Below are 19,021 nucleotides of genomic sequence, written 5' to 3' on the forward strand. Positions count from 1 at the left end.
TGTTTTTGTGGGTTACTTCGTCTTGTTCGCAGCAGCGATGCCCTCGTCGAGCCCGCGGAGGTAGTCGCTGTATCCACTCATGAGCCAATACGCAGCCCCGGCCACCAGGCCAAGCGTCGCAACCGGCGTAACGCCGAGCAGGAACCCAGTGCCCCACGAAAGGCCACCGGAGATGCCAGCGAGTTCATCGTTCAGTTCGATGTTTTTCATTTTGTTTATGGGTTAATTTCCACGCACTGCGCGTGAAATGATGACGGGCAGCGAGTCCGTGATAAATCCTCAGCGAGAATCGCTTGTTCTGTGGATGTGCCGACCCTCGCTTGCCCGAGAGGCATGGCTGTTGAATCGTAGATTTCGTAAGGTGAGCGCATCACACGTGCAGCGCGAAGGTTGCCTAACGCCGCTCGCAGTGCCGCATAGCGCGCACGTGCCGTCTCGTCGCGGGCCCAGGTTTCGCCGAGAGCCAGCAGCGCGTTGGCTTCGGCGGCATAGCCGTGGCGACGATGCAGATCGACGGCTGAGATGATGTAGTCGGTCTCATCCCGAAAGAGCTGCGCCCCCTCCAACAGCACGGCGAGGTGGCGCTTCGTCGGCGTCACGGCGCTTTGCGCCCACACCGCGGCAATCATTTGATAGACTTCGAGCGCCGGAGGCTTGCGCGTGCGCGCCGCGAACAGTGGCGTGAGCACCCGCTCGAGTGCGCCGCCCGGCAACTTGGCATCAGCTGGCAGTCCATGTCGCGATTCATCCAACCGCAGCTTGGTGAGAGAGAGCAGCGCGCGCGTTCCAAGCGCAGCTTGCGCAAAGGCATATTCCAGCAGCGGCCGCGCTGCATCCGCATGGCCTTGGTCATACTCCAACTGACCGAGCAACCCACGCAACTCGCCGCTGGCGGGATTCGCCTTCAGTCCGCGTTGCAAGGTGCGTCGCGCGGCGGCGGCGTATTTCGCGGCGAGTTCCGGGAAATCGTGCCGCAGGCGCCGCGCTTCCATCGCTTCGAAATTCCCCTTCAGGCGCGCCACCTGCTCCTCGGTGGCCATCCGCAACGTCAAGTTGCTCAGCTCCGGCACCGGTCGGTTCACGTTGGCGACTTGGATCGTTTCCGGCGCGGCAACGGCGACGCGGAGGTAGCGGAGCATCTCGTTTTCGGCCTCCGCGTAGGATAATTTGAACCAGCGACGGAACATCGGTTCGTTCACCGGATGCGCGCGTGCTTCCAGCGCGAAACCCCAAAACGCCACCGGATCGAGCGGCCTCCCATTCTTGCCGAACAGCTGCCAACGCACGAAAAGCCCGGCCTGCGACGACCACAGACGATAGGTTTCAGGGTCCTTTTCGCGATTGGGAGTCGCCGCAAAAAAACTTTCCAGCGGCAACAGTTCGGGAGGCCGAAAGCGTTTCTCCCGGAGTTCCTGCGAAACCTCTTCCGATATCCAGAGGAAGGCGGACAAGTCGATCGCCGGCCGGTCGGGATAGCCGCACAGCTGCGAGAGGCACCCCGAGCTACCGAACAACCCCTCGGACAACCACCGCGGCACGCCGCTTGCCTCTGCCGTCAACCGCCTGGCGAGTTCGGTCCCCACCATCGGCCATTCGCTCACCCCGTGGAGGTTGGCCGCGAGGGTGAGGACGTCACCGTCCGATTGGCTCACATGGCCGGCAAACTCGGTCGTGCCTGCCCGCCAGCGTGAGCCTCCCTGCGAAATCGCCACCGTCGCGAGTAGATCCGCCCGGTGGTCGAACAAAACGAAACTTACCGGTAGAGTGCGCTCCCCGAAAAAAGCCCGGCTCATGAAATTCTTGCCGCGGATCGCCGAGGCCAGGAACGCCTCCGTGAGGCGATCACTCGCCAAAGTGAGCACTTCGATCTCTGCAACGCGACCGTAACGCCAGGGAAGGTCGTCGGGCAATTCGTTCACGACAAACGGCGGCAGCTTTACGACCTCGTCTCGCTGCGTCGCAGCGGGCGAATCCGGCGCGCCTCCTTGGAGCCCCGTTCCGGAGATCGCCGCCAGAAAACCCATCCCAAACCACCCGCGTCGGAGCAGACGTGCGGCAAGCTGACGGCAATCGGAGTTCATGGGAAACGCACCCGGAAAATCTGGGAGCGCACCAACTGGGGATCGATGCGCCCGCGGTTATCGTGCGAGTTCAATCTCACACGCCGGATCGATACCGGGAGCGGCGTAGACATTGAACGTCGGAGAGGGCGCGGGCGGCGGCGGGGGCGGCGGGGTGTAAGGCGGCCGCGGCGGGATTTGATCGATGGCTTCTTCGCCACCAGAGATGGCGCTCAGTTCGTATTGTTTCAGTGTCTTCATTTTTCGCGGTTTGTTTTCCCCGGCGGGATTGCCGGGAAGGGGACTCAGGGGCGCGACGCGGCGGCGCGGTTCTGCGGGTCGAGCCATACGCTCGCGTCCTGGTAGAGGATTTGGAGCAAGGTGCGGCGGGCGGTGAGAAAACGGGCGGAGACGGTCATGCCCTTGCCGAGTCGGCCGACGGCACCGTTCGCGAGCTGCAGGTGCGAACGCGCGGGCGCGATCGTCACCTTGAAGGCCAACGCGCCGCCGGCACCCATGGCGTTGCTGGCATCCGCGGCGATCGCGACCACGCGGGCGTCGAGCAGGCCCCATTGCGTGTAGGGGAAGGCGTCGATCTGAAGCCGCACAGGCTGGCCGGGCCGCACCAAGCCGATCTCATGCGGCGGCACGTGTGTCTCCACGACCAGCCGGTCGTCGGGTGAAATCGCGCCGACCACCTGGCCGGCGCCGACGATCGCGCCGGCGCCTAAGCCGACGATTCCTTGCACCGTGCCCGCGAGCGGGGCGCGCAGCACCGCCTGCGCCCGCTCGGCCTCGAGGCGCTTCTGCTCCGAGGCGAGGTCCGCCAAAGCGGCGGCCGTTTCCTGCCGGCGGTCGTGCCAGTGCGTCCGCATCTGCTCAACCGCCAGGCGCGCCTCCGCTTGCACGCGCTCGAGGGCATAGCGGGCGTCATCGAGCTCGCGCTGGGTCGCGATGCCCTTGTCTGCGAGCGCCGTGGCGCGGGCCAGTTCGCTGCGGGCCTTGGCCTCGCCCACGCGCCCCGCCTCGAGTTGCGCGCGCAACTGCTCCACTTCCTGCCCGATGGCCTGCAGGCTGGAGAACGGTTCCACGGCGCGGCGGCCCGTCACATCATACAACACACCGGACGACACCAGCCGCACCGTGGAAAGGGAATCGAGCAAGGCCTGCACCGCCTGCTTTTCGCGCTGAAGCGCCGCGTTGCGCGCCAGGCGCTCGTCGAGATCGGGGGTCGCGAGCTCGAGGAGCGGCTGGCCGGCGGCCACGCGGTCGTTGTCGTGCGCGAGCACGCGGGCGACCCGGCCGCCCAGGGCGAGGCGCAAGTCCACCCGCTCGGTGGCCGGCCGCACCACACCGGGCGCGCTCACCGAGACGTCGACCTCGATCAGCGGCAGGCTGATCAGCGCCGCCACCGTGCCGGCGAGCGTGAGCCAGTAGATCGCCCGCGGCACCCGTCCGTGCTCCGCGCGCAGGCTCTCCACCGTGTGGGCGGCCAGCGGGAGAGGCAGGGGATGCGCGGCGGACATGGGCGCAAATGCTGCGGCGGGTGCGGCTCATGAAAACCCCTTCTTCTCATCCAAATGGAGGCAAAGGATCGCTTGACTCGCGCCCTTTATCCTCTCGCGCCACCCAGCTTTCGTTGGGCGGACGCGCGAAGCCCCGCTGAATCGCCCAGTGGATCAATTCCGTCCGGCTGTGCACATTCAGCTTCCCCATCAGGTGGATCCGGTGCGTCTTCACCGTGTAGGCGCTGAGGCCGACGGTCGACGCGATCTGCTCATCCGACAGCCCGGCGCCGATCTGGGGCAGCAGCTCGAGTTCGCGATCCGAGAGGATCTTGAAATACGCCTGCGGATCGGCGCGGAAACGCCGCACCGCATCGTAGACTTCCCGCGGCAGGTATTTGTCCCCCGCCGCCACCGCACGGATCGCCGCCGGCAGCTGCGTGAGCACATCGTCCGTCTTCCACAACAAGCCGGCGATGTGCGCGCGGGATGTGGCCAGCAGGACGACGTCGTCGCGCCGGACCGACAGCAGGATAATCCGCGGCGGCGCCGGCGAGTGCGACAGCTCGCGCGCCAGCTCCAGGCCGTCGCCATCGGGCAACACGAGGTCGAGCAGCACCACGTTCGGTCGCAGCACCGCGGCGCGCTCCCGTGCCGCGCGGGCCGATTCGACCACTTCGGATTTGCCGACCTCCGGAGTCGCCCGCAGGGCCGCGGCGACGGCCCCCTGCCACAGCGGGTCGTCATCCACGTGGAGCAGCGAAAGGCGCGGGCCGTTCATCGCGGTCGAGTCCTCCGTCAGGGGCGCGGCCTCCGCGCCGCGTCCACGGCGTCGCCCCGCCTCGTCGGGCCGGCGGTGCGAGCAGGCCTTGCCCTCGCACCGGCGCCCGCCGGCCGCAAATCGCCGCGCCCGTCTCCACGCCGCACCATCGACAACCCCTCCCTGCCCGGGGCCGTTGCAGCGGGCACTGGTCTGCCGGAGTGCGCGGAGGGCATGCGGCGGTGAAAACGGCGCCGGAGCAGGACGAGAACGCCATCCGCCTAAAAAGGAGCTAAACGGCCCCGGCCCACCGAGGCCTTACGGCCTGCGAGCCGTCGATCTTCGGCGCGACCGGGCGCAGGCGTCCGCCGGCCCGGGACGCGCCGCATCCGCGGCGTCATGCCTCGGAAAGCAAAACACCCCGGCGCACGGTGCCCGGGGTGTCGGCCCAAGCGCCAGGAGGCTCAGTGCGCGTGCGCCTCGTCGCCGCCGTCGCCCATGCCGGGCGGGCGGATGACGCTGCCGTAGAAGACCGCGTTGAAGAACACGCGGTTGCCGCCATACCAGAAGCCGCGGAAATTCGGGTCGTCGGGCATGGCCACCACGGCGCCGCGGCCGACGGGCAGCGCGACGAGCGCGGCGGTGTTGGCGAGCGCGGCCTGGTTGGCCTCGGAGATGAAACCGGACTGAAGCGGCTTCGCCGTGTAGACGGCGGGCGTCTCGTAGGGCGACTTGGCGGGCTTGAGGAAGACCGCGTTCTTGCGGAAGAACGAGACGCGCTCGTCGCTGAAGCCGTAGCCGAGCGGGTGTGTCGGGTCGATCGCCGCCGCGACCACGGCGCCGGCGATCAGCTTCTGCGCCTCGCGGTCGCTCGCGGAGGCATAGGGCTGGCGGCCCGAGGGCTCGGCGGCGGAGCGCGGGGAGAACTCGAGCGCGGCGAGCTCCTTCTTCGCGGCCCACGGGGCGGCGCGGCCCATCAGGACGAGCGTGCCGCCTTCGCGGACCCAGCGCTTGAGGTTCGCGACGGTGGCGTCGCTCACCGTGTCGTCGTAGCGGCCGTCGGCGAAGACGATCGTCGTGTAGCGCGCGAGGTCGGCGCGGCCGAGCTGGGCGACGTCGAGCAGCGTGGGCGTGAGGCCGACGCGCTGATCGAGCACGTGCCACGCCGCGCCGATGTCGTGCGGATCGACGCCGTCGCCGCAGATCAGCGCGACGCGCGGCGGCGGGAGCGGCGCGAAGGACGCGCTGCCGAAATCCACGCCCTGGGGCGTGAGGCCGGTGCCGCAGGCATAGACGGTGACGGCGTCCTCCTTCACGATGGTGTCGATCACGGCGCGGATCGCGGCCGCGCGCTCGGGCTGCTGGCCGACGGGCACGAGGATGGCGCCGTAGCCGAAGGCGTGGCGCGCGCCGTCGGCCGCAATGGCCTCGATGGGCGACGTCAGGCCTTTCACGAGCACGCCGGCGGCGTGGAGGCGCTGGAGCGCGCGGGGGGCGAAGTAGCCGTTCCAGTTGAACAGGTAGGCGTAGTCGCTGTGACCGCCGACGAGTTTGCCGGCGGGAAACGCCGGCGCACCGAGCGGCGCGCCGGCAGCGGGCGCGCGGTCGAGTTCCGCGTAGGGAAGGTTGTAGGCCAGCGGGAGCGTCCAGGCGGAGACGTCGTAGAACACCGGATCCTCGAACGTCGTGCGTCGGACGAACATCTCCGTCAGCAGGCGGAACTGCGGCTGCGCGGTCAGCGCCACCCACGCCGCGCCGGCCTTGAACGTCCGGCCGTCGGCGGTGACGTCCTCGCCGAGCGGGCGGACCTCGATGTGGTGCTGTGCGAGCAGCGACAGGAACGCCCAGGCGCGCGCGGGATCGCCGTCGTCGCCGAAGACGTAGGCCTTGACCCGACTCCTGGCGGCGAGCTCGGCGGTCTGCGCCGGGAAGTCCTTCTGCAGCGCGAGCAGCTCGCCGCGGAGGGCGACGGAGGCGTCGATCGAGCTGAGCGAGGAGAGCACGTGGTTGCGGATGGCGAATGGGAACGTGAGCACGCCGTTCTCGCTCTCCTGGGCGTGGCCGCGCGCGCTGGCCTGTTCGAAGAGGATGCCGATGGTGCCGTGCAGGTCGGGATAGGTGGAGCCCTTGCCCGGGTAGAAGTCGTCGAAGCCCTGCTCGCTGTAATAGAAGATGCCCTTGCCATCGAGCGCACGCTGGTGGAAGGCGGCGACCTTGGCGGTCAGCTCGAAGACCTTCGCCGGCGAGCTGGGGTTGTTGCGCGTGGGCACGCCGGGCTGGAAGAAGAAGGTGTTGTTCGTCCCCATCTCGTGGTGGTCGGTGAGGAGGTTCGGGCGCCAGCGGTGGAAGAGCGCGGCACGGGCCTGCGCCTCGGGGTGGACGAGCGGCAGCCAGTCGCGGTTGGGATCGAACCAGTAGTGGTTGAACCGGCCGCGCGGCCACGCCTCGTTGTGCTCGCGGTCGAGCGGGTCGGCGGAGGGCGTGCCGAGCGAGCGGTGCTGGTTGAACCACTGCGCGGCGCGGTCGCCGCCGTCGGGATTGCGCTGGGCCTCGACAAGGATGACGGAGTGGCGGAGGATGTCGTCGACCTTCGCGTCCTGTGCGGCGGCGAGATAATAGACGACGAGCGGCATGGCGTTCACGCCGCTGGGCTCGTTGCCGTGGATGCTGTAGCCGAGGTCGACGACGACAGGCATCTTCGCCAGGTCGAGCGCGGCGTTCTTCGCCGGGTCGAGCAGCGCGAGGTGGTCGGCGCGGATCTGCTCGAGCCGGGCGTGGTTTTCCGGCGCGGTGATCGTGAGCAGCACGAGCGGCTTGTGCTCGTGGGTGTAGCCGAGGATCTCGAACTTCACGCGGTCGGGCGCGGCGGCGGCGACGGCGCGGAGGTAGGCGGTGTTGAGCTCGCTGCGGATGTGCCAGTCGCCGACCTGGAAGCCGAAGAACTGCTCCGGCGTCGGGACCTTCGGGTTGTAGGCCGTGCCGGCGGGCAGGTAGTAGTCGAGCGGCACGCCGGCGCGCAGCACCGGGGCGGACGAGCAGAGCAACGCGAGCGCGAGGGGGAACAGGCGGCGGAGCAGCATAGGCCCGCTACGTTGCACGGGGCGCGTTTTCCCGCCAACCGAAATGCATGGCGTAGGTTTACGCCCGCCGCGCGCCATTGCGCGCTGGCCAAACGCCCCGCGCCGCCTAGAACTCGCGCACCCTCCTCCATCATGCGACGACTCCTGCTCGTGCTCGCGTGCGCCGTGCTCCCGCTCGGCGCCCAGGAAAAACGCCCGCGGCCCCCGCCCCCGCGCTGCCCGACGGCCTCTACGCCGAGTTCACCACGCCGCACGGCGCGTTCGTCGCCGAGCTGTATTATCAAAAGACGCCGCTGACGGTCGCGTCCTTCGTCGGCCGCGCCGAGACCGGCATCGCCGCGCGCGACGGCAAGCCGTTCTTCTCCGGCCTGACCTGGTATCGCGTCGTGCCGAACTTCGTGATCCAGAGCGGCGACCCGATCCGCAGCGCGCTGAAGCCCGGGACCGAGGGCACCGAGGCCGACGACGCGGCGGGCCACCCGTTCCCCTTCCCCGACGAGTTCGTGCCCGGCCTGCACCACGACGCCGCCGGCGTGCTCTCGATGGCCAACGGCGGCCCCGACACGAACAGCAGCGAGTTCTTCCTCACGCTCCGCGACACGAACCGCCTCGACTACCTGCACAGCGTCTTCGGCCGCGTCGTCCGCGGCGTCGAGCTGCTCCCGCAGATCAAGCAGGACGAGGGCTTCACGGTGAAAATCCTCCGCATCGGCGCGGCCGCGCGGGCCTTCAAGGCCGACCAGATCACGTTCACCCAGCTCGTCGACGCCGCGAAGAAATACTCCGCCGCGCCCGAGCCGGGCCCGGCCGCGCATTTCGACGATCCGGACAAGCTCCTGCCCGCCGAGCCGCCGCGGGCGAAGGCCTTCAACTTCAAGCTGGCCAACTTCGAGCGCGCCACCGGCCGCAAGATCTACGCGCGCGTCTTCAAGGCCTTCACGCCCGCGCACGAGGGCCAGAAGCTCGCCGCCTTCCACCGCGAGCTGGCGCGGAAGCTCGGCGTCGAGCGCGACGGCGTGCTCGTCAGCTACTTCGCCGACCTCGACACGTGGATGCTCTGGATCGGCGAGCCGCTGCTGCCGGCGTTCATGGGCCGCGCCGGCTCGCGCGACGAGTTCCTCTCCCGCGACGGCCTGATGCAGCGCAAGGAGGCCTTCTTCACCGACGCCCGGAAGCGCGGCGCCGACTTCGCCGCCCAGGTCGTCGCCGAGGGCCGTCCCGTCAACGACGCCCAGCGCCTCAAACTCATCGTCGACGAAGTGATCGACGGCCTGATCGCCCGCTTCGAACCTCCCGCCCGCTGACCGCCGCCCCCATGAAATTCCGCCTCCTCCCCGCCCTCGCCCTGGCCGCACCGCTCGCGGCCCTCGCCGCCGCCCCCGAGCTGCGCGACGCCGTCGCCGCCCGGGTCAACGCCGAGTATCCCTCGCTCGACGCCATCTACCGGGACCTGCACACGCACCCCGAGCTCTCCTTCGTCGAGAAGCGCACCGCCGGCATCCTCGCCTCGCAGCTCCGCGCCGCGGGCTTCGAGGTCACCGAGGGCGTCGGCAACACCGGCGTCGTCGCCGTGCTGAAGAACGGCGCCGGCCCCACGCTCATGATCCGCTCCGACATGGATGCGCTGCCGATCAAGGAGCAGACCGGCCTGCCCTACGCCAGCACGGTCACGATGGCCGACCTCGCCGGCAAGACCCAGCCCGCGATGCACGCGTGCGGCCACGATACCCACCTCACCACGCTGATCGGCACCGCCCGCACGCTGGCGGCGCTCCGGGCGCACTGGGCCGGCACGCTCGTGCTCATCGGCCAGCCCGCCGAGGAGATCGGCGGCGGCGCCCGCGCCATGCTGCAGGACGGCCTGTTCACGAGATTCCCGCGGCCGGACAACGTGATCGCGTTCCACGTCGGCGGCGACTCGCCTGCCGGCGTCATCGCCACGCTCGAGGGCCCGAGCTACGCCAACGTCGACTCGGTCGACGTCCTCGTGCGCGGCATCGGCGGCCACGGCGCGCGCCCGCAGTCGACGCGCGACCCCGTCGTCCTCGCCTCCGAGATCGTCCTCGCGCTCCAGACCATCGTCAGCCGCGAGCTGAAGCCCGGCACGCCCGCCGTCGTCACCATCGGCGCCATCCACGGCGGCACGAAGCGCAACATCATCCCCGCCGAGGTGCGCCTCGAGCTGACGCTCCGCAGCTACAGCGACGAGGTCGCCCAACACCTGATCACCTCGATCAAGCGCATCGCGGAGAACACCGCGCGCGCCGCCGGCGTGCCCGAAGACCTGCTGCCCGTCGTCACCGTCGAGCAGACCCGCACGCCCTTCACCTACAACGACCCCGCGCTGACGCGCCGCCTCGCCGGCGTGTTCGCCCAGTGGTTCCCCGCCGCGCAGCTCACCACCGGCGAGGCCGGCACCTACGGCGAGGATTTCGCCGAATACGGCCGCACCAACCCGCGCGTGCCGATCTCGATCTTCTGGGTCGGCGGCAGCGACCCGAAGGTGCTCGCCGACGCGGCCGCCAAGGGCCAGCTCGCGCCGTCGAACCACAGCGCCTTCTGGGCCCCGCTGCCCGAGCCGACGATCAAGACCGCCGTCACCGCGATGAGCGCGGCCGCGCTGGACCTGCTGCCAAAACGATGACCCGGTCCCGCCTCCTCGCCTCCTCGCGGTCGCCGCGCTTGCCGTCGGCCTGGCCGGCGGCGCCGCCGGCGCCGATCGCTCGACACGCGACATCGAGACCGCCCGCACCATGTTCCCCCGCGTCTGGGCCAAGATCCAGGCGGAATACTTCGACCCGAGCTTCGGCGGCGTGAACGTGGCGGAGCTGGAACGCAGCGCCGCCGCCGCGCTCGCCGGCACCAAATCGCTCGCGGAGACGTATGCGGTGATCGCGCAGGCCGTCACGAACCTCGGCGACTCGCACACCGTCTTCGTGCCGCCGCCCCGGCCGGTGAAGGTCGAATACGGCGTGTCCTTCGACGTGATCGGCAACCAGGTCCACCTCGGCGGCGTGAAGCCCGGCAGCGACGCGGAGAAGCAGGGCCTGCACGGCGGGGAACGCGTCCTGCGCGTGAACGGCCTGCCGGCCACCCGCGACACGCTGCACCTCATCCGCTATTCCATTCGGGCGCTGAACCCGCAGCCCGGTTTGCGCCTGCAGCTGGCCGACGCCGACGGCGCCACGCGCGAAGTCACCTTCGCCGCCGAGGTGAAGACGCAGCCGCGCCGCCTCGACTACTCCAGCGGCGACTTCCGCCTCCTCGAGCTCGACCAGCAGGACCGCGAAGCGAAGCTCGCCAGCACGTTCGTCGACCTCGCTCCGGGCGTGCTGTGGTGGAAGCTGCCCAGCTTCATGGTGCCCGTCGAGGTCGAGCGGGGCCTGCGCAAGGCGGCGGACTACGCGCACGTGATCGTCGACCTGCGCGGCAACCCAGGCGGTCTCGAGAGCGAGATGCTCGACGCGATCGGCGCCTGCCTGGGCGAAAAGCGCCCGATCGGCCGGGTCCGGCACCGGACCCACGAGGAGCCGCTGGTCGCGAGCAGTCGCCGCCAGGTGCGCGGCCAGCTCTACGTGCTGCTCGACGGCAACTCCGCCTCCGCCGCCGAGGTTTTCGCCCGGGCCCTGCAGCTCGCCGGCCGCGCGGTGGTGCTCGGCGATCGCTCGGCCGGCAAGGTGAACCGCGGGCGCTTCCACCCGCTGACGCTCGGCAACGGCAGCAATCTCGTCGTCTTCGGCGTCCAGGTCACCGAGGACGAGATCCGGATGAGCGACGGCCAGCCGCTCGAAAAGGTCGGCGTCACGCCCGACGTCTGGCTCGTGCCCTCGGCCAAGGACATCCTGGCCGGCAACGATCCGGTGCTCGCCACCGCCGCCAAGATGGCCGGCGCCACGCTGAGCAAGGAGCAGGCCGGGGAAATTTCCCGCCGCCACCGCCCGCCCGTTTTCGACTGACCATGCCCGCCCTCCGCCCGCTCGGCCTCCTCACGCTCGCGTTCCTGTCCGTTGCGCCGGCCCTCGCCTCCGCCCCGGCCCCGGCCGACGCCGTCCGCGCCATGCTCGACGCCCAGGTCGCCGGCTGGAACAGCGGCGACGTCGCGCGCTACATGGAGTTCTACGTGAAGTCCGACCGGCTGCGCTTCGCCTCGGGCGGCACGATCACCTACGGCTGGAAAGAAACGCTCGAACGCTACCGCAAAAGTTATCCCGACAAGACGACGATGGGCACGCTCACGTGCACCTACCTCGACATCGACGTGGTCTCCGACGACACCGCGCTCGTCTTCGGCCGGTGGGAGCTCCAGCGCGCGGCCGACAAACCGTGGGGGCTGTTCACGCTGCTCGTGAAGAAGACGCCTGACGGCTGGCGCGTCGCCGCCGACCACACGTCGAGCGGCGGGAAATGAGGTAGGGCGAGTCGTCCCGACGAGCCGCCGCGATCTCGCGCACAGTCCGCCCCTCTCCACGATGCCATTGGTGGAGGCGGGGCCATCAGCCCCGCGGAACGCGCGCTGCGATACCCCAAACTCGCGGGGCTGATGGCCCCGCCTCCATTTTGAGAAAATTGCTGCCGCTCCTCGGCGCTCAGAGCAGCTCGGGCAGGATCTTCAGCTTGCCGTCGGCGCCGGGGCGCAGGCGGTCGCGGGCCATCTCGTGCGCGATCTCGCGCCAGGTGATGTCCTTCGCCCGGTGCGAGGCGCGGCGGGCGAACATCTCGTCGATGTTCTCGGTGATGATGCGCGTGACGACCTTCTCGATGAAGGCGCGGCCGGTGCCGTCCTCGGCCATGACGCGGGCGCGGAAGTCGGTGTCGACGTCGGCCTTGGCCTCGATGAAGGCGGCGGTGACGCCGCCGGAGTTCACGATGAAGTCGGTCAGGCACACGATACCGCGGCGATGCTGGAGGAAATACTCGCTCACGAGGTCGGCCGGGTTGTTGGCGCCCTGGAGGACGATGCGGGTGTGGATGTGCGGGGCGTTCTCCGGGTGGATGGCGTGCGGGCGCGCGGCGGGCACGAGGATGGTGCACGGCATCTCCATCAGGCGGTCGAGGTGCTCGCCGTCGAAGCGGTGCTTCACCGGGCCGGTGTAGCCGGCGAGGCCGGCCTTGGTCCGGCGGAGGGCGAGGAGCTGGGGCACGTCGAGGCCGGCCGGGTTGTAGAGGCCGGCGTTGATGTCGGAGGCGCCGACGATGCGGGCGCCGAGCGAGGCGAGTTTCTCCGCGATGGGCGCGCCGACGTTGCCGAAGCCCTGGATGACGACGCTCGAGTCCTTGATGCGGAAGTCCGGGATGTGCTTCTCCGAGGCGATCGCGGCGGCGAAGAGGCCGTGCGCGGTGATGGCCCACTCGTCGAGCGGGAAGCCGCCCTGGGCCGGCGGCCGGCCGACGCCGCCGCGGCCGTGGTGGGCGGCGCCGTTCTTCTGGGCGAACACCTCGTAGATCGTCTGCATGTCCGTCTCGTTGGTGCCCATGTCGGGGCCGGGGATGTAGTCCGGGATGCCCCACAGCGCCTCGGCCAGCATCGCGATCAGCGCCCGCTTCTCCTCGGGCTTGTCGGCGAAATAGCGCGGCTCGACGCGCAGGCCGCTCTTGGCCCCGCCGAGCGGGAGCATGGCGGCGGCGCTCTTCATGGTCATGGCGGCGGCGAGGCCGTAGACCTCGTCGACCGTGACGTCGGGGGCGAGGCGCACGCCGCCGAGGCCGCGGCCGCGCACGAGGTTGTCGACCGCCACGTAGCCCCAGGTCGCGTCGTCCGCGGGGTCGTGGATGCGGTAGATGCACTCGGGCCCGAACTCGTTGCGGGCGATCTTGAATCGTTGCTCGATGGCTTCGCCCCGCACGGCCTCGGCGACGAGGCGGGTGGGCAGCTTGAAATTTTGCATGCCCGGATTTTTCGGGGGCGGCACGCCGACCCAAGGGGAAAACCCGCCCGCGCCGCAACCATGAGCCGCCGAAACCGCGCAATTATGCGGACGAATAATCGGCAAATGGCGCTTTCTTCGCGTTGCGAATGCGTGCACGGTGGCGGGCGAATCCCTCCCGTCATGCGCAAATTCGGCTTCCTGTTCATCCTCGCCGGCGTGCTCGCGTTCATCGCCTTCCAGGCCCGCACCGGCATCTTCCGCCGCGCCCATCCCGGCAAACCCGCCAACAAATACGTGCGCGAGATGCAGGAGGCGCAGGAGCTGGCGCCCGGGGACCTCGAGCTCATCCAGCAGAAATACGCCGACGCCGTCGTCACCGCCTCCGGCCTGCGCTACGTCGTCCGCCGCGCGGGCACGGGCTCGCCGCCCTCCCTCGGCGCGGAGGTCGTGGCCCACTACCGCGGCACCCTGATCAACGGGATGAAGTTCGACAGCAGCTACGACCGGGGCGAGCCGTTCGCCTTCCGCGTCGGCACCGGGGCGGTGATCAAGGGCTGGGACGAGGCCTTCGCCCAGATGCGGAAGGGCGAGCAGCGCACGCTCATCATCCCGTGGTGGCTCGGCTACGGCATCGAGGGCAAGGGCCCCATCCCGCCGCGCGCCACGCTGATCTTCGAGGTCGAGCTGCTCGACATCCGCTGACGGCTCCGCCGGGAATTTGGCTCGCCGCCCGCGGCGCCCGCCGCCCAACTGTCGGCGTGGCTGCCCCCGGTCACCGGTTTCGTTTCGCCCCCGCGACACGCTGCGGCTGCGCTTGGCGCTGTTCTCGCTGGCGCTGGTCCTGCCGTTGCTCGGGCTGATCGGCCTGGGCATTCGCAAGAAGTTCGTCGACGACCGCGCCGCCGCCGCCGAGCGACTCCACGTCCAGCGCGTGATCGCCGAGCAGGCGCTGAACACCTACCTCGCCCGCGTCCGCGCCAACCTCATCGAGCTCGAGTCGATCGTGGGCTTCACCGACCTGGCGTCGCCGCACGCGATCGAGCAGTGCCGGCAGTTCCTGCGCCTGCACCCGGAGTTCATCAATGTCGCCGTCGTCGACCGCACCGGCACCCTGCGCTTCTCCACCGCCTTCCCGGTCGCGAACCCGCCGCAGAACTACCGCGCGATGCCCAACGTCGCCGCGCAGCTGGGCATCACCGCCTTCGACATCAGCACCGCCGCCCGCGGCCTGACCACCGGCCGCTGGGGCTGCGTCGCCACCGTGCCGCTGCGCCGCGACCCCGGCCTGCTGCTCTCCGCCCCCATCGACCTGCGCGTGCTGTCGCGGACGCTCTTCTTCGGCCCCGACGATCCGGAGCAGATCGTCACCGTCACCGACCGCAACAGCACCGTGGTGCTCTCGTCCTACACCCCCGAGACGCGCATCGGCGAAGTCCGCCCGAGCGGCGGGACCGCCCGCGCCCACCTCGCCACCGGCGCCAGCACCGGGGAATTCGTCGGCGTCGACGGCATCCCGCGCACCTACGACGCCGCGGCCATCCCCCTCGCCGACTGGACGCTCACCGTCGCCGTGCCCACCGCCAGCATCTACGCCGCCGCCTGGCGCGACGCGCGCAATTCCTCCTCGCGGTCGCCCTCGTGCTCCTCGGCGGCTTCCTGCTCCTCCGGCTTTATTCGCAACGCCTGCTCCAGCCCGTCGCCGCCCTCGCCGACGCCGCGCGCGACCACGCCGCCGGGCAGCGCGAGCGCCTCGTGCCGGTCAAGGGCCCGGAGGAGATCGCCGCCACCGCCCGCGCCTTCAACGCGATGGTGCTCGCCCGCCAGCGCGCCGAGGCCGGCCTGGTCGAGAGCGAGCTGCGCTACCGCACCATCGTCGAGCAGACCGGCCAGATGGTCTACGAGATCGACATCCCCACCGGCCGCATCCAGTGGTTCGGCGAGGACGCCATCGCCCACATCACCGGCCACACCGCCGCGGAGTTCGCCCGGGTCGACGGCCTCGCCTGGGCCGAGCGCCTCCACCCCGACGACCGCGCCGGCGTGCTCGGGCTGTTCGACCGCTGCCTGGCCACCGCCGCGCCCTTCGTCACCGAATACCGCTTCCGCCACCGGGACGGCTCCTACCGCTTCATCGAGGACTACGGCGTCATCCTCCGCGACGCCACCGGCCGGCCGGCGCGCATGCTCGGCCGCATGGGCGACATCACCGCGCGCCACCGCGCCGAGACCGCGTTGCGCGAGAGCGAGGACCGCTACCGTCTCGTCACCGAGCAGACCGGCCAGCTGATCTACGACCTCGACCTGCAGGCGCGCCAGGTGCGCTGGTTCGGCGCCGCCGCCGCCCAGCAGATCCTCGGCTGCTCGCCCGAGGAGATGTCCCGCCTCGGCATCGAGGGCTGGACGGAGCGCCTGCATCCCGAGGAGCGCGCCGCCGCCGTCGCCCGCCTCGAGCACTCGCTGCGCACGGGCGAGCCCTGCCAGGCCGAGTATCGCCTCCGCCACCGCGATGGCGCCTACCGCCTCGTGGAGGAGCGCGGCGCCGTCCTCTGCCGCCCCGACGGCACGCTCTACCGCATGGTCGGCCGCATGACCGACATCACCCAGCGCAAGCGCGTGGAGTTCGAGCGCAGCCAGATCGAGAAGAAGCTCCTGGAGACGCAGAAGCTGGAGAGCCTCGGCGTCCTCGCCGGCGGCATCGCCCACGATTTCAACAACCTCCTCACCGGCGTCCTCGGCAACGCCGGCCTCGTCCGCCTCGACCTGCCGCCCGGCTCGGCCGCGCGCGAGCCGGTCGACCAGATCGAGCGCGCGGCGCAGCGCGCCGCCGACCTCTGCAAGCAGATGCTGGCCTACTCGGGCAAGGGCCGCTTCGTCGTGCAGGCGCTCGACCTCAACGAGCTCGTCGAGGACTCGCTCAGCCTGCTCGCCGTCTCCGTCTCGAAGAAGGCCGTCCTGCGCTTCAACCCCGGGCCCGGCCTCCCGCCCATCCAGGCCGACGCCACCCAGCTCCGCCAGATCGTGATGAACCTCGTGATCAACGCCTCCGAGGCGCTCGAGGACCGCACCGGCCAGATCACGCTCAACACCGGCACCGTCACGGTCGACGCCGCCTACCTCGCCACCGCGCAGTTCACCGGCGAGCTCGCGCCCGGCCCCGCCGTGTTCCTCGAGGTCAGCGACACCGGCAGCGGCATGACGCGCGAGACGCTGGCGCGCATCTTCGACCCGTTCTTCACCACGAAATTCACCGGCCGCGGCCTCGGCCTCGCCGCCGTCCTCGGCATCGTCCGCGGCCACAAGGGCGCGATCAAGGTCTACAGCGAGCCCGGCGCCGGCACGACCTTCCGCCTCTTCTTCCCCGCCTCGCGGGAAGCCGCCCAGCCGCTCGCGCGCCCCGTGGCCGAGCCGCCCGCCTGGCGCGGCTCCGGCTGCGTGCTCGTGATCGACGACGAGGAGGCCGTCCGCCAGGTCAGCCTCGGCATCCTCCGCGCCCTCGGCTTCGAGGCCGAGGCCGCGCCCGACGGCGAAGCCGGCATCGCGCGCTTCCGCGCCGAGCCCGCGCGCTTCCACGCCGTCCTGCTCGACCTCACCATGCCCCGCGTCGACGGCGAGGAGACCTTCCGCCAGCTCCGTCTCCTCCAGCCCGACGTGAAGGTGATCCTCATGAGCGGCTTCAACCGCGTGGACGCCATCAACCGCTTCGTCGGCAAGGGCCTCGCCGGCTTCGTGCAGAAGCCCTTCCAGGTCGAGACGCTCGCGAGCGAGCTCCAGCGCGTGCTCGCGGCGCGCCCGGCCGCGGGCTGACCCTGCGCCGCCCGGCCGCGGCCGGCGGCCGGCCCGCGCCGCTCACAGGCCCAGCAGCGAGCCGTTGCGCTTCAGCCAGCGCTCGGCGTCCTTCCACCAGGGGCAGACCTCCTCCACCCGCGCCCAGAAGCGGTCGCTGTGGTTCATTTCCTTCAGGTGCATCAGCTCGTGGTAAATGATGTAGTCGCGCACCGTGTCGGGCGTCTGCACCAGCCGCCAGTTGAGCGACACGCCGCCGCCCGCCGAGCACGAGCCCCAGCGCGCGCGCTGGTTGCGCACGCTCACGGCCTTGAGGTCCACGCCGGTCTCCGCCGCCAGCTCCCACGCCCGCGCCGGCAGCTCGATCTTGGCCCGGCGCGCGAAATGCGCCTCCAGCGTCGGCCGCAGGTCGCCCTCGAGCGAGGCGACGCGGAACACGTCCGCCGCCACGCTCACCTGCGGCTTCGCCCCCGCGACCGCCACGCGGATCTGCTGCATCTCGCCGCGCCAGAGCACGTGCGTGCCGATGGTCCAGATCTCGGCCGCGCGCGGCCGCTTGGCCTGCCGGGCGCGCGCGCGCTCGAGCCAGTCGCGGTGCTGCTCGACGAAGCGCTGCGCCTCGCGCTCGTTGCCGCGGAGCGGGATCGTCGCCACCGCCACGCCGTCGCGCCGCAGGGTCAGGCGGTAGCGCCGCGCCTGCACGCTGCGGACGTAGACGATCTCCGGCGACGGGGTCGTCGCCGTGCCCAGTTGGAAAAATTCCTGCTCCCCGCTGTTCATCACGAACGGCCAGCTAAGTTCGCCCGCGGCGGATTTCCAACGAAATCTCACGTCACCGGCAGGCGCTTGTAGAAGATCGCGTTCGCCGCGAAGGCGCCGTCGGGATCGCGCGCGTAGTCGGGGATGCCGCCGGCGAGCGTGTAGCCCAGCTTCTCGTAGAAGCGCACCGCGCCGCCCGCGCCGACGCTCGTGTCGAGGAAGAGCAGCGAGCGCTGCGCCCGCCGGGCCTCGGCCTCGAGGGCGCGCATGATCGCGGCGCCGAGGCCGCGCCCGCGCGCGTCGTGCCGCACCATGAGCTTCTGCACTTCCGCGCGGTGCCGGCCGTTGGCCCGCGGCTCGAGCGCCAGCTGCCCGCAGCCCAGCAGCGAGCCGTCGGCCCCGAACGCGCCGATCAGCACCTTGCCGCCCGCCTCCACCTGCGCCGCCACGCCGCGCCAGTAGGCCGCCGCCTCGCCGGGCTCGAGCGGCAGGAGGAAGCCGATCGAGGCGCCGTGCCCGACGGCGTCGGCCAGCAGGAGCTCGAATTCGGGGCGGCGGGCGAGCAGCTGGGCGGAGGAGACGGGGACGATTTGCATGGGCCGGGTTTTGCAGGAAGCGCGCCAGCCGGGCCGGTCACAACCGGAGCAGTTTCCACTCGGGGCGCCGCCCCGGCTCGACCACCAGCCAGCCGAAGCTCGCCGGCGCGCCGCGGTTCGGGCGGGACACGCAGCCGGGGTTCAGCCAGCGCACGCCGGCGGCATCGACCTCGTCGCGCGGCACGTGCGTGTGGCCGTGCAGGACGAAGTGCGCGCCCGCGGCGCGCGCCGGGGCGGGATGTGGGTGAGGAAGAAGCGCCAGCCCGCGCGCTCGAGCGTCAGCTCCAGCGGCCAGAGGTTGTGCGCCTCGTTGTTGCCCAGCACGACGTGCAGCGGTTTACCGAGCATTTCGAACTCCACCAGCACCTCCGGCTCGCACACGTCGCCGAGGTGCCAGATCTCATCGGCCGCCGCCAGCCGCGCCGGCAGGTCGGCCGGGTAACGGTCGTGCGTGTCGGAAATCACCGCGATGCGCATCGGCGGACTCAACGCCGCCGCGCCGGCGCGGGCAACGCCGGAAAACCCGCGCCCCGCCGGTGCGAACCTGAAGGAATTTTAACCGAGTTTGCCCTCGCGGCGGCCCGCGACGGGGGCTTTCCTTTCCCCGTCAC

General features: G+C 70.6%; 18 protein-coding genes. 6 read left to right on the top strand and 12 right to left on the bottom strand.

What is annotated here, in order from left to right:
• Positions 1-12: 12 nt before the first annotated feature.
• From ACMYLB_RS21470 to ACMYLB_RS21495, 6 genes are all read right to left on the bottom strand, one after another.
• Positions 13-210 (bottom strand): hypothetical protein, encoded by a 198-nt coding sequence (locus ACMYLB_RS21470; RefSeq protein ID WP_415908981.1) that lies wholly within the window; start codon positions 208-210, stop codon positions 13-15.
• A gap of 5 nt (positions 211-215) precedes the next feature.
• The gene (locus ACMYLB_RS21475) at positions 216-2,081 is read right to left on the bottom strand and encodes a hypothetical protein (RefSeq protein WP_415908982.1); all 1,866 of its coding nucleotides are present in this window, start codon (positions 2,079-2,081) and stop codon (positions 216-218) included.
• 57 nt (positions 2,082-2,138) lie between these two features.
• Positions 2,139-2,321 carry a hypothetical protein gene (locus ACMYLB_RS21480; RefSeq protein WP_415908983.1) on the bottom strand — a complete coding sequence of 61 codons (183 nt, stop codon included), beginning with the start codon at positions 2,319-2,321 and terminating at the stop codon, positions 2,139-2,141.
• A gap of 44 nt (positions 2,322-2,365) precedes the next feature.
• Positions 2,366-3,586 carry an HlyD family efflux transporter periplasmic adaptor subunit gene (locus tag ACMYLB_RS21485; RefSeq protein WP_415908984.1) on the bottom strand — a complete coding sequence of 407 codons (1,221 nt, stop codon included), beginning with the start codon at positions 3,584-3,586 and terminating at the stop codon, positions 2,366-2,368.
• Between the two features lie 46 nt (positions 3,587-3,632).
• Positions 3,633-4,346: a LuxR C-terminal-related transcriptional regulator gene (locus ACMYLB_RS21490; protein WP_415908985.1), complete on the bottom strand. Its 714-nt coding sequence runs from the start codon at positions 4,344-4,346 to the stop codon at positions 3,633-3,635.
• 443 nt (positions 4,347-4,789) lie between these two features.
• The gene (locus tag ACMYLB_RS21495; protein ID WP_415908986.1) at positions 4,790-7,405 is read right to left on the bottom strand and encodes a M14 family metallopeptidase; all 2,616 of its coding nucleotides are present in this window, start codon (positions 7,403-7,405) and stop codon (positions 4,790-4,792) included.
• A 158-nt stretch (positions 7,406-7,563) separates the two neighbouring features.
• On the opposite strand from ACMYLB_RS21495, the gene ACMYLB_RS21500 reads away from it, so the two are divergent.
• The 4 genes from ACMYLB_RS21500 to ACMYLB_RS21515 all read left to right on the top strand — a co-directional run bounded on the left by ACMYLB_RS21500 (position 7,564) and on the right by ACMYLB_RS21515 (position 11,813).
• Positions 7,564-8,709: a peptidylprolyl isomerase gene (locus tag ACMYLB_RS21500; RefSeq protein ID WP_415908987.1), complete on the top strand. Its 1,146-nt coding sequence runs from the start codon at positions 7,564-7,566 to the stop codon at positions 8,707-8,709.
• Between the two features lie 11 nt (positions 8,710-8,720).
• Positions 8,721-10,049 (top strand): amidohydrolase, encoded by a 1,329-nt coding sequence (locus ACMYLB_RS21505; RefSeq protein WP_415908988.1) that lies wholly within the window; start codon positions 8,721-8,723, stop codon positions 10,047-10,049.
• 109 nt (positions 10,050-10,158) lie between these two features.
• Positions 10,159-11,361: a S41 family peptidase gene (locus tag ACMYLB_RS21510; protein WP_415908989.1), complete on the top strand. Its 1,203-nt coding sequence runs from the start codon at positions 10,159-10,161 to the stop codon at positions 11,359-11,361.
• A gap of 2 nt (positions 11,362-11,363) precedes the next feature.
• Positions 11,364-11,813 (top strand): YybH family protein, encoded by a 450-nt coding sequence (locus ACMYLB_RS21515; protein ID WP_415908990.1) that lies wholly within the window; start codon positions 11,364-11,366, stop codon positions 11,811-11,813.
• A 178-nt stretch (positions 11,814-11,991) separates the two neighbouring features.
• On the opposite strand, the gene ACMYLB_RS21520 is transcribed toward ACMYLB_RS21515, so the two are convergent.
• The gene (locus tag ACMYLB_RS21520; RefSeq protein WP_415908991.1) at positions 11,992-13,290 is read right to left on the bottom strand and encodes a Glu/Leu/Phe/Val family dehydrogenase; all 1,299 of its coding nucleotides are present in this window, start codon (positions 13,288-13,290) and stop codon (positions 11,992-11,994) included.
• Between the two features lie 162 nt (positions 13,291-13,452).
• Here ACMYLB_RS21520 and ACMYLB_RS21525 point away from each other — a divergent pair, with 162 nt between their 5' ends.
• A complete protein-coding gene (locus ACMYLB_RS21525; RefSeq protein ID WP_415908992.1) occupies positions 13,453-13,974 on the top strand; it encodes an FKBP-type peptidyl-prolyl cis-trans isomerase in 522 nt (173 codons plus the stop codon).
• Positions 13,975-14,044: 70 nt separating this feature from the next.
• Here the strand turns inward: ACMYLB_RS21525 and ACMYLB_RS21530 are convergent, their stop codons facing one another.
• On the bottom strand, positions 14,045-14,737 hold the full coding sequence (locus ACMYLB_RS21530) for a hypothetical protein (protein ID WP_415908993.1): 693 nt from the start codon (positions 14,735-14,737) through the stop codon (positions 14,045-14,047).
• A gap of 173 nt (positions 14,738-14,910) precedes the next feature.
• On the opposite strand from ACMYLB_RS21530, the gene ACMYLB_RS21535 reads away from it, so the two are divergent.
• On the top strand, positions 14,911-17,076 hold the full coding sequence (locus ACMYLB_RS21535) for a PAS domain-containing protein (protein WP_415908994.1): 2,166 nt from the start codon (positions 14,911-14,913) through the stop codon (positions 17,074-17,076).
• A gap of 42 nt (positions 17,077-17,118) precedes the next feature.
• On the opposite strand, the gene ACMYLB_RS21540 is transcribed toward ACMYLB_RS21535, so the two are convergent.
• From ACMYLB_RS21540 to ACMYLB_RS21555, 4 genes are read right to left on the bottom strand one after another with little or no spacing between them, the layout of a single operon-like run.
• Entirely contained in the window at positions 17,119-17,886 is a 768-nt protein-coding gene (locus ACMYLB_RS21540; RefSeq protein ID WP_415908995.1) for a M48 family metallopeptidase, read from the bottom strand.
• A complete protein-coding gene (locus tag ACMYLB_RS21545) occupies positions 17,883-18,410 on the bottom strand; it encodes a GNAT family N-acetyltransferase (RefSeq protein ID WP_415908996.1) in 528 nt (175 codons plus the stop codon). The genes ACMYLB_RS21540 and ACMYLB_RS21545 overlap by 4 nt, the downstream gene beginning before the upstream one ends.
• 37 nt (positions 18,411-18,447) lie before the next feature.
• Positions 18,448-18,594, bottom strand: coding sequence for a hypothetical protein (locus tag ACMYLB_RS21550; RefSeq protein WP_415908997.1), 147 nt, complete (start codon positions 18,592-18,594; stop codon positions 18,448-18,450).
• Positions 18,552-18,887 carry a metallophosphoesterase family protein gene (locus ACMYLB_RS21555; RefSeq protein ID WP_415908998.1) on the bottom strand — a complete coding sequence of 112 codons (336 nt, stop codon included), beginning with the start codon at positions 18,885-18,887 and terminating at the stop codon, positions 18,552-18,554. Before ACMYLB_RS21555 ends, ACMYLB_RS21550 begins: the two co-directional genes overlap by 43 nt.
• Positions 18,888-19,021: the final 134 nt, after the last annotated feature.

The sequence above is a fragment of the Oleiharenicola sp. Vm1 genome (genome assembly GCF_047777955.1).
Taxonomy (GTDB): Bacteria; Verrucomicrobiota; Verrucomicrobiia; order Opitutales; family Opitutaceae; genus Didemnitutus.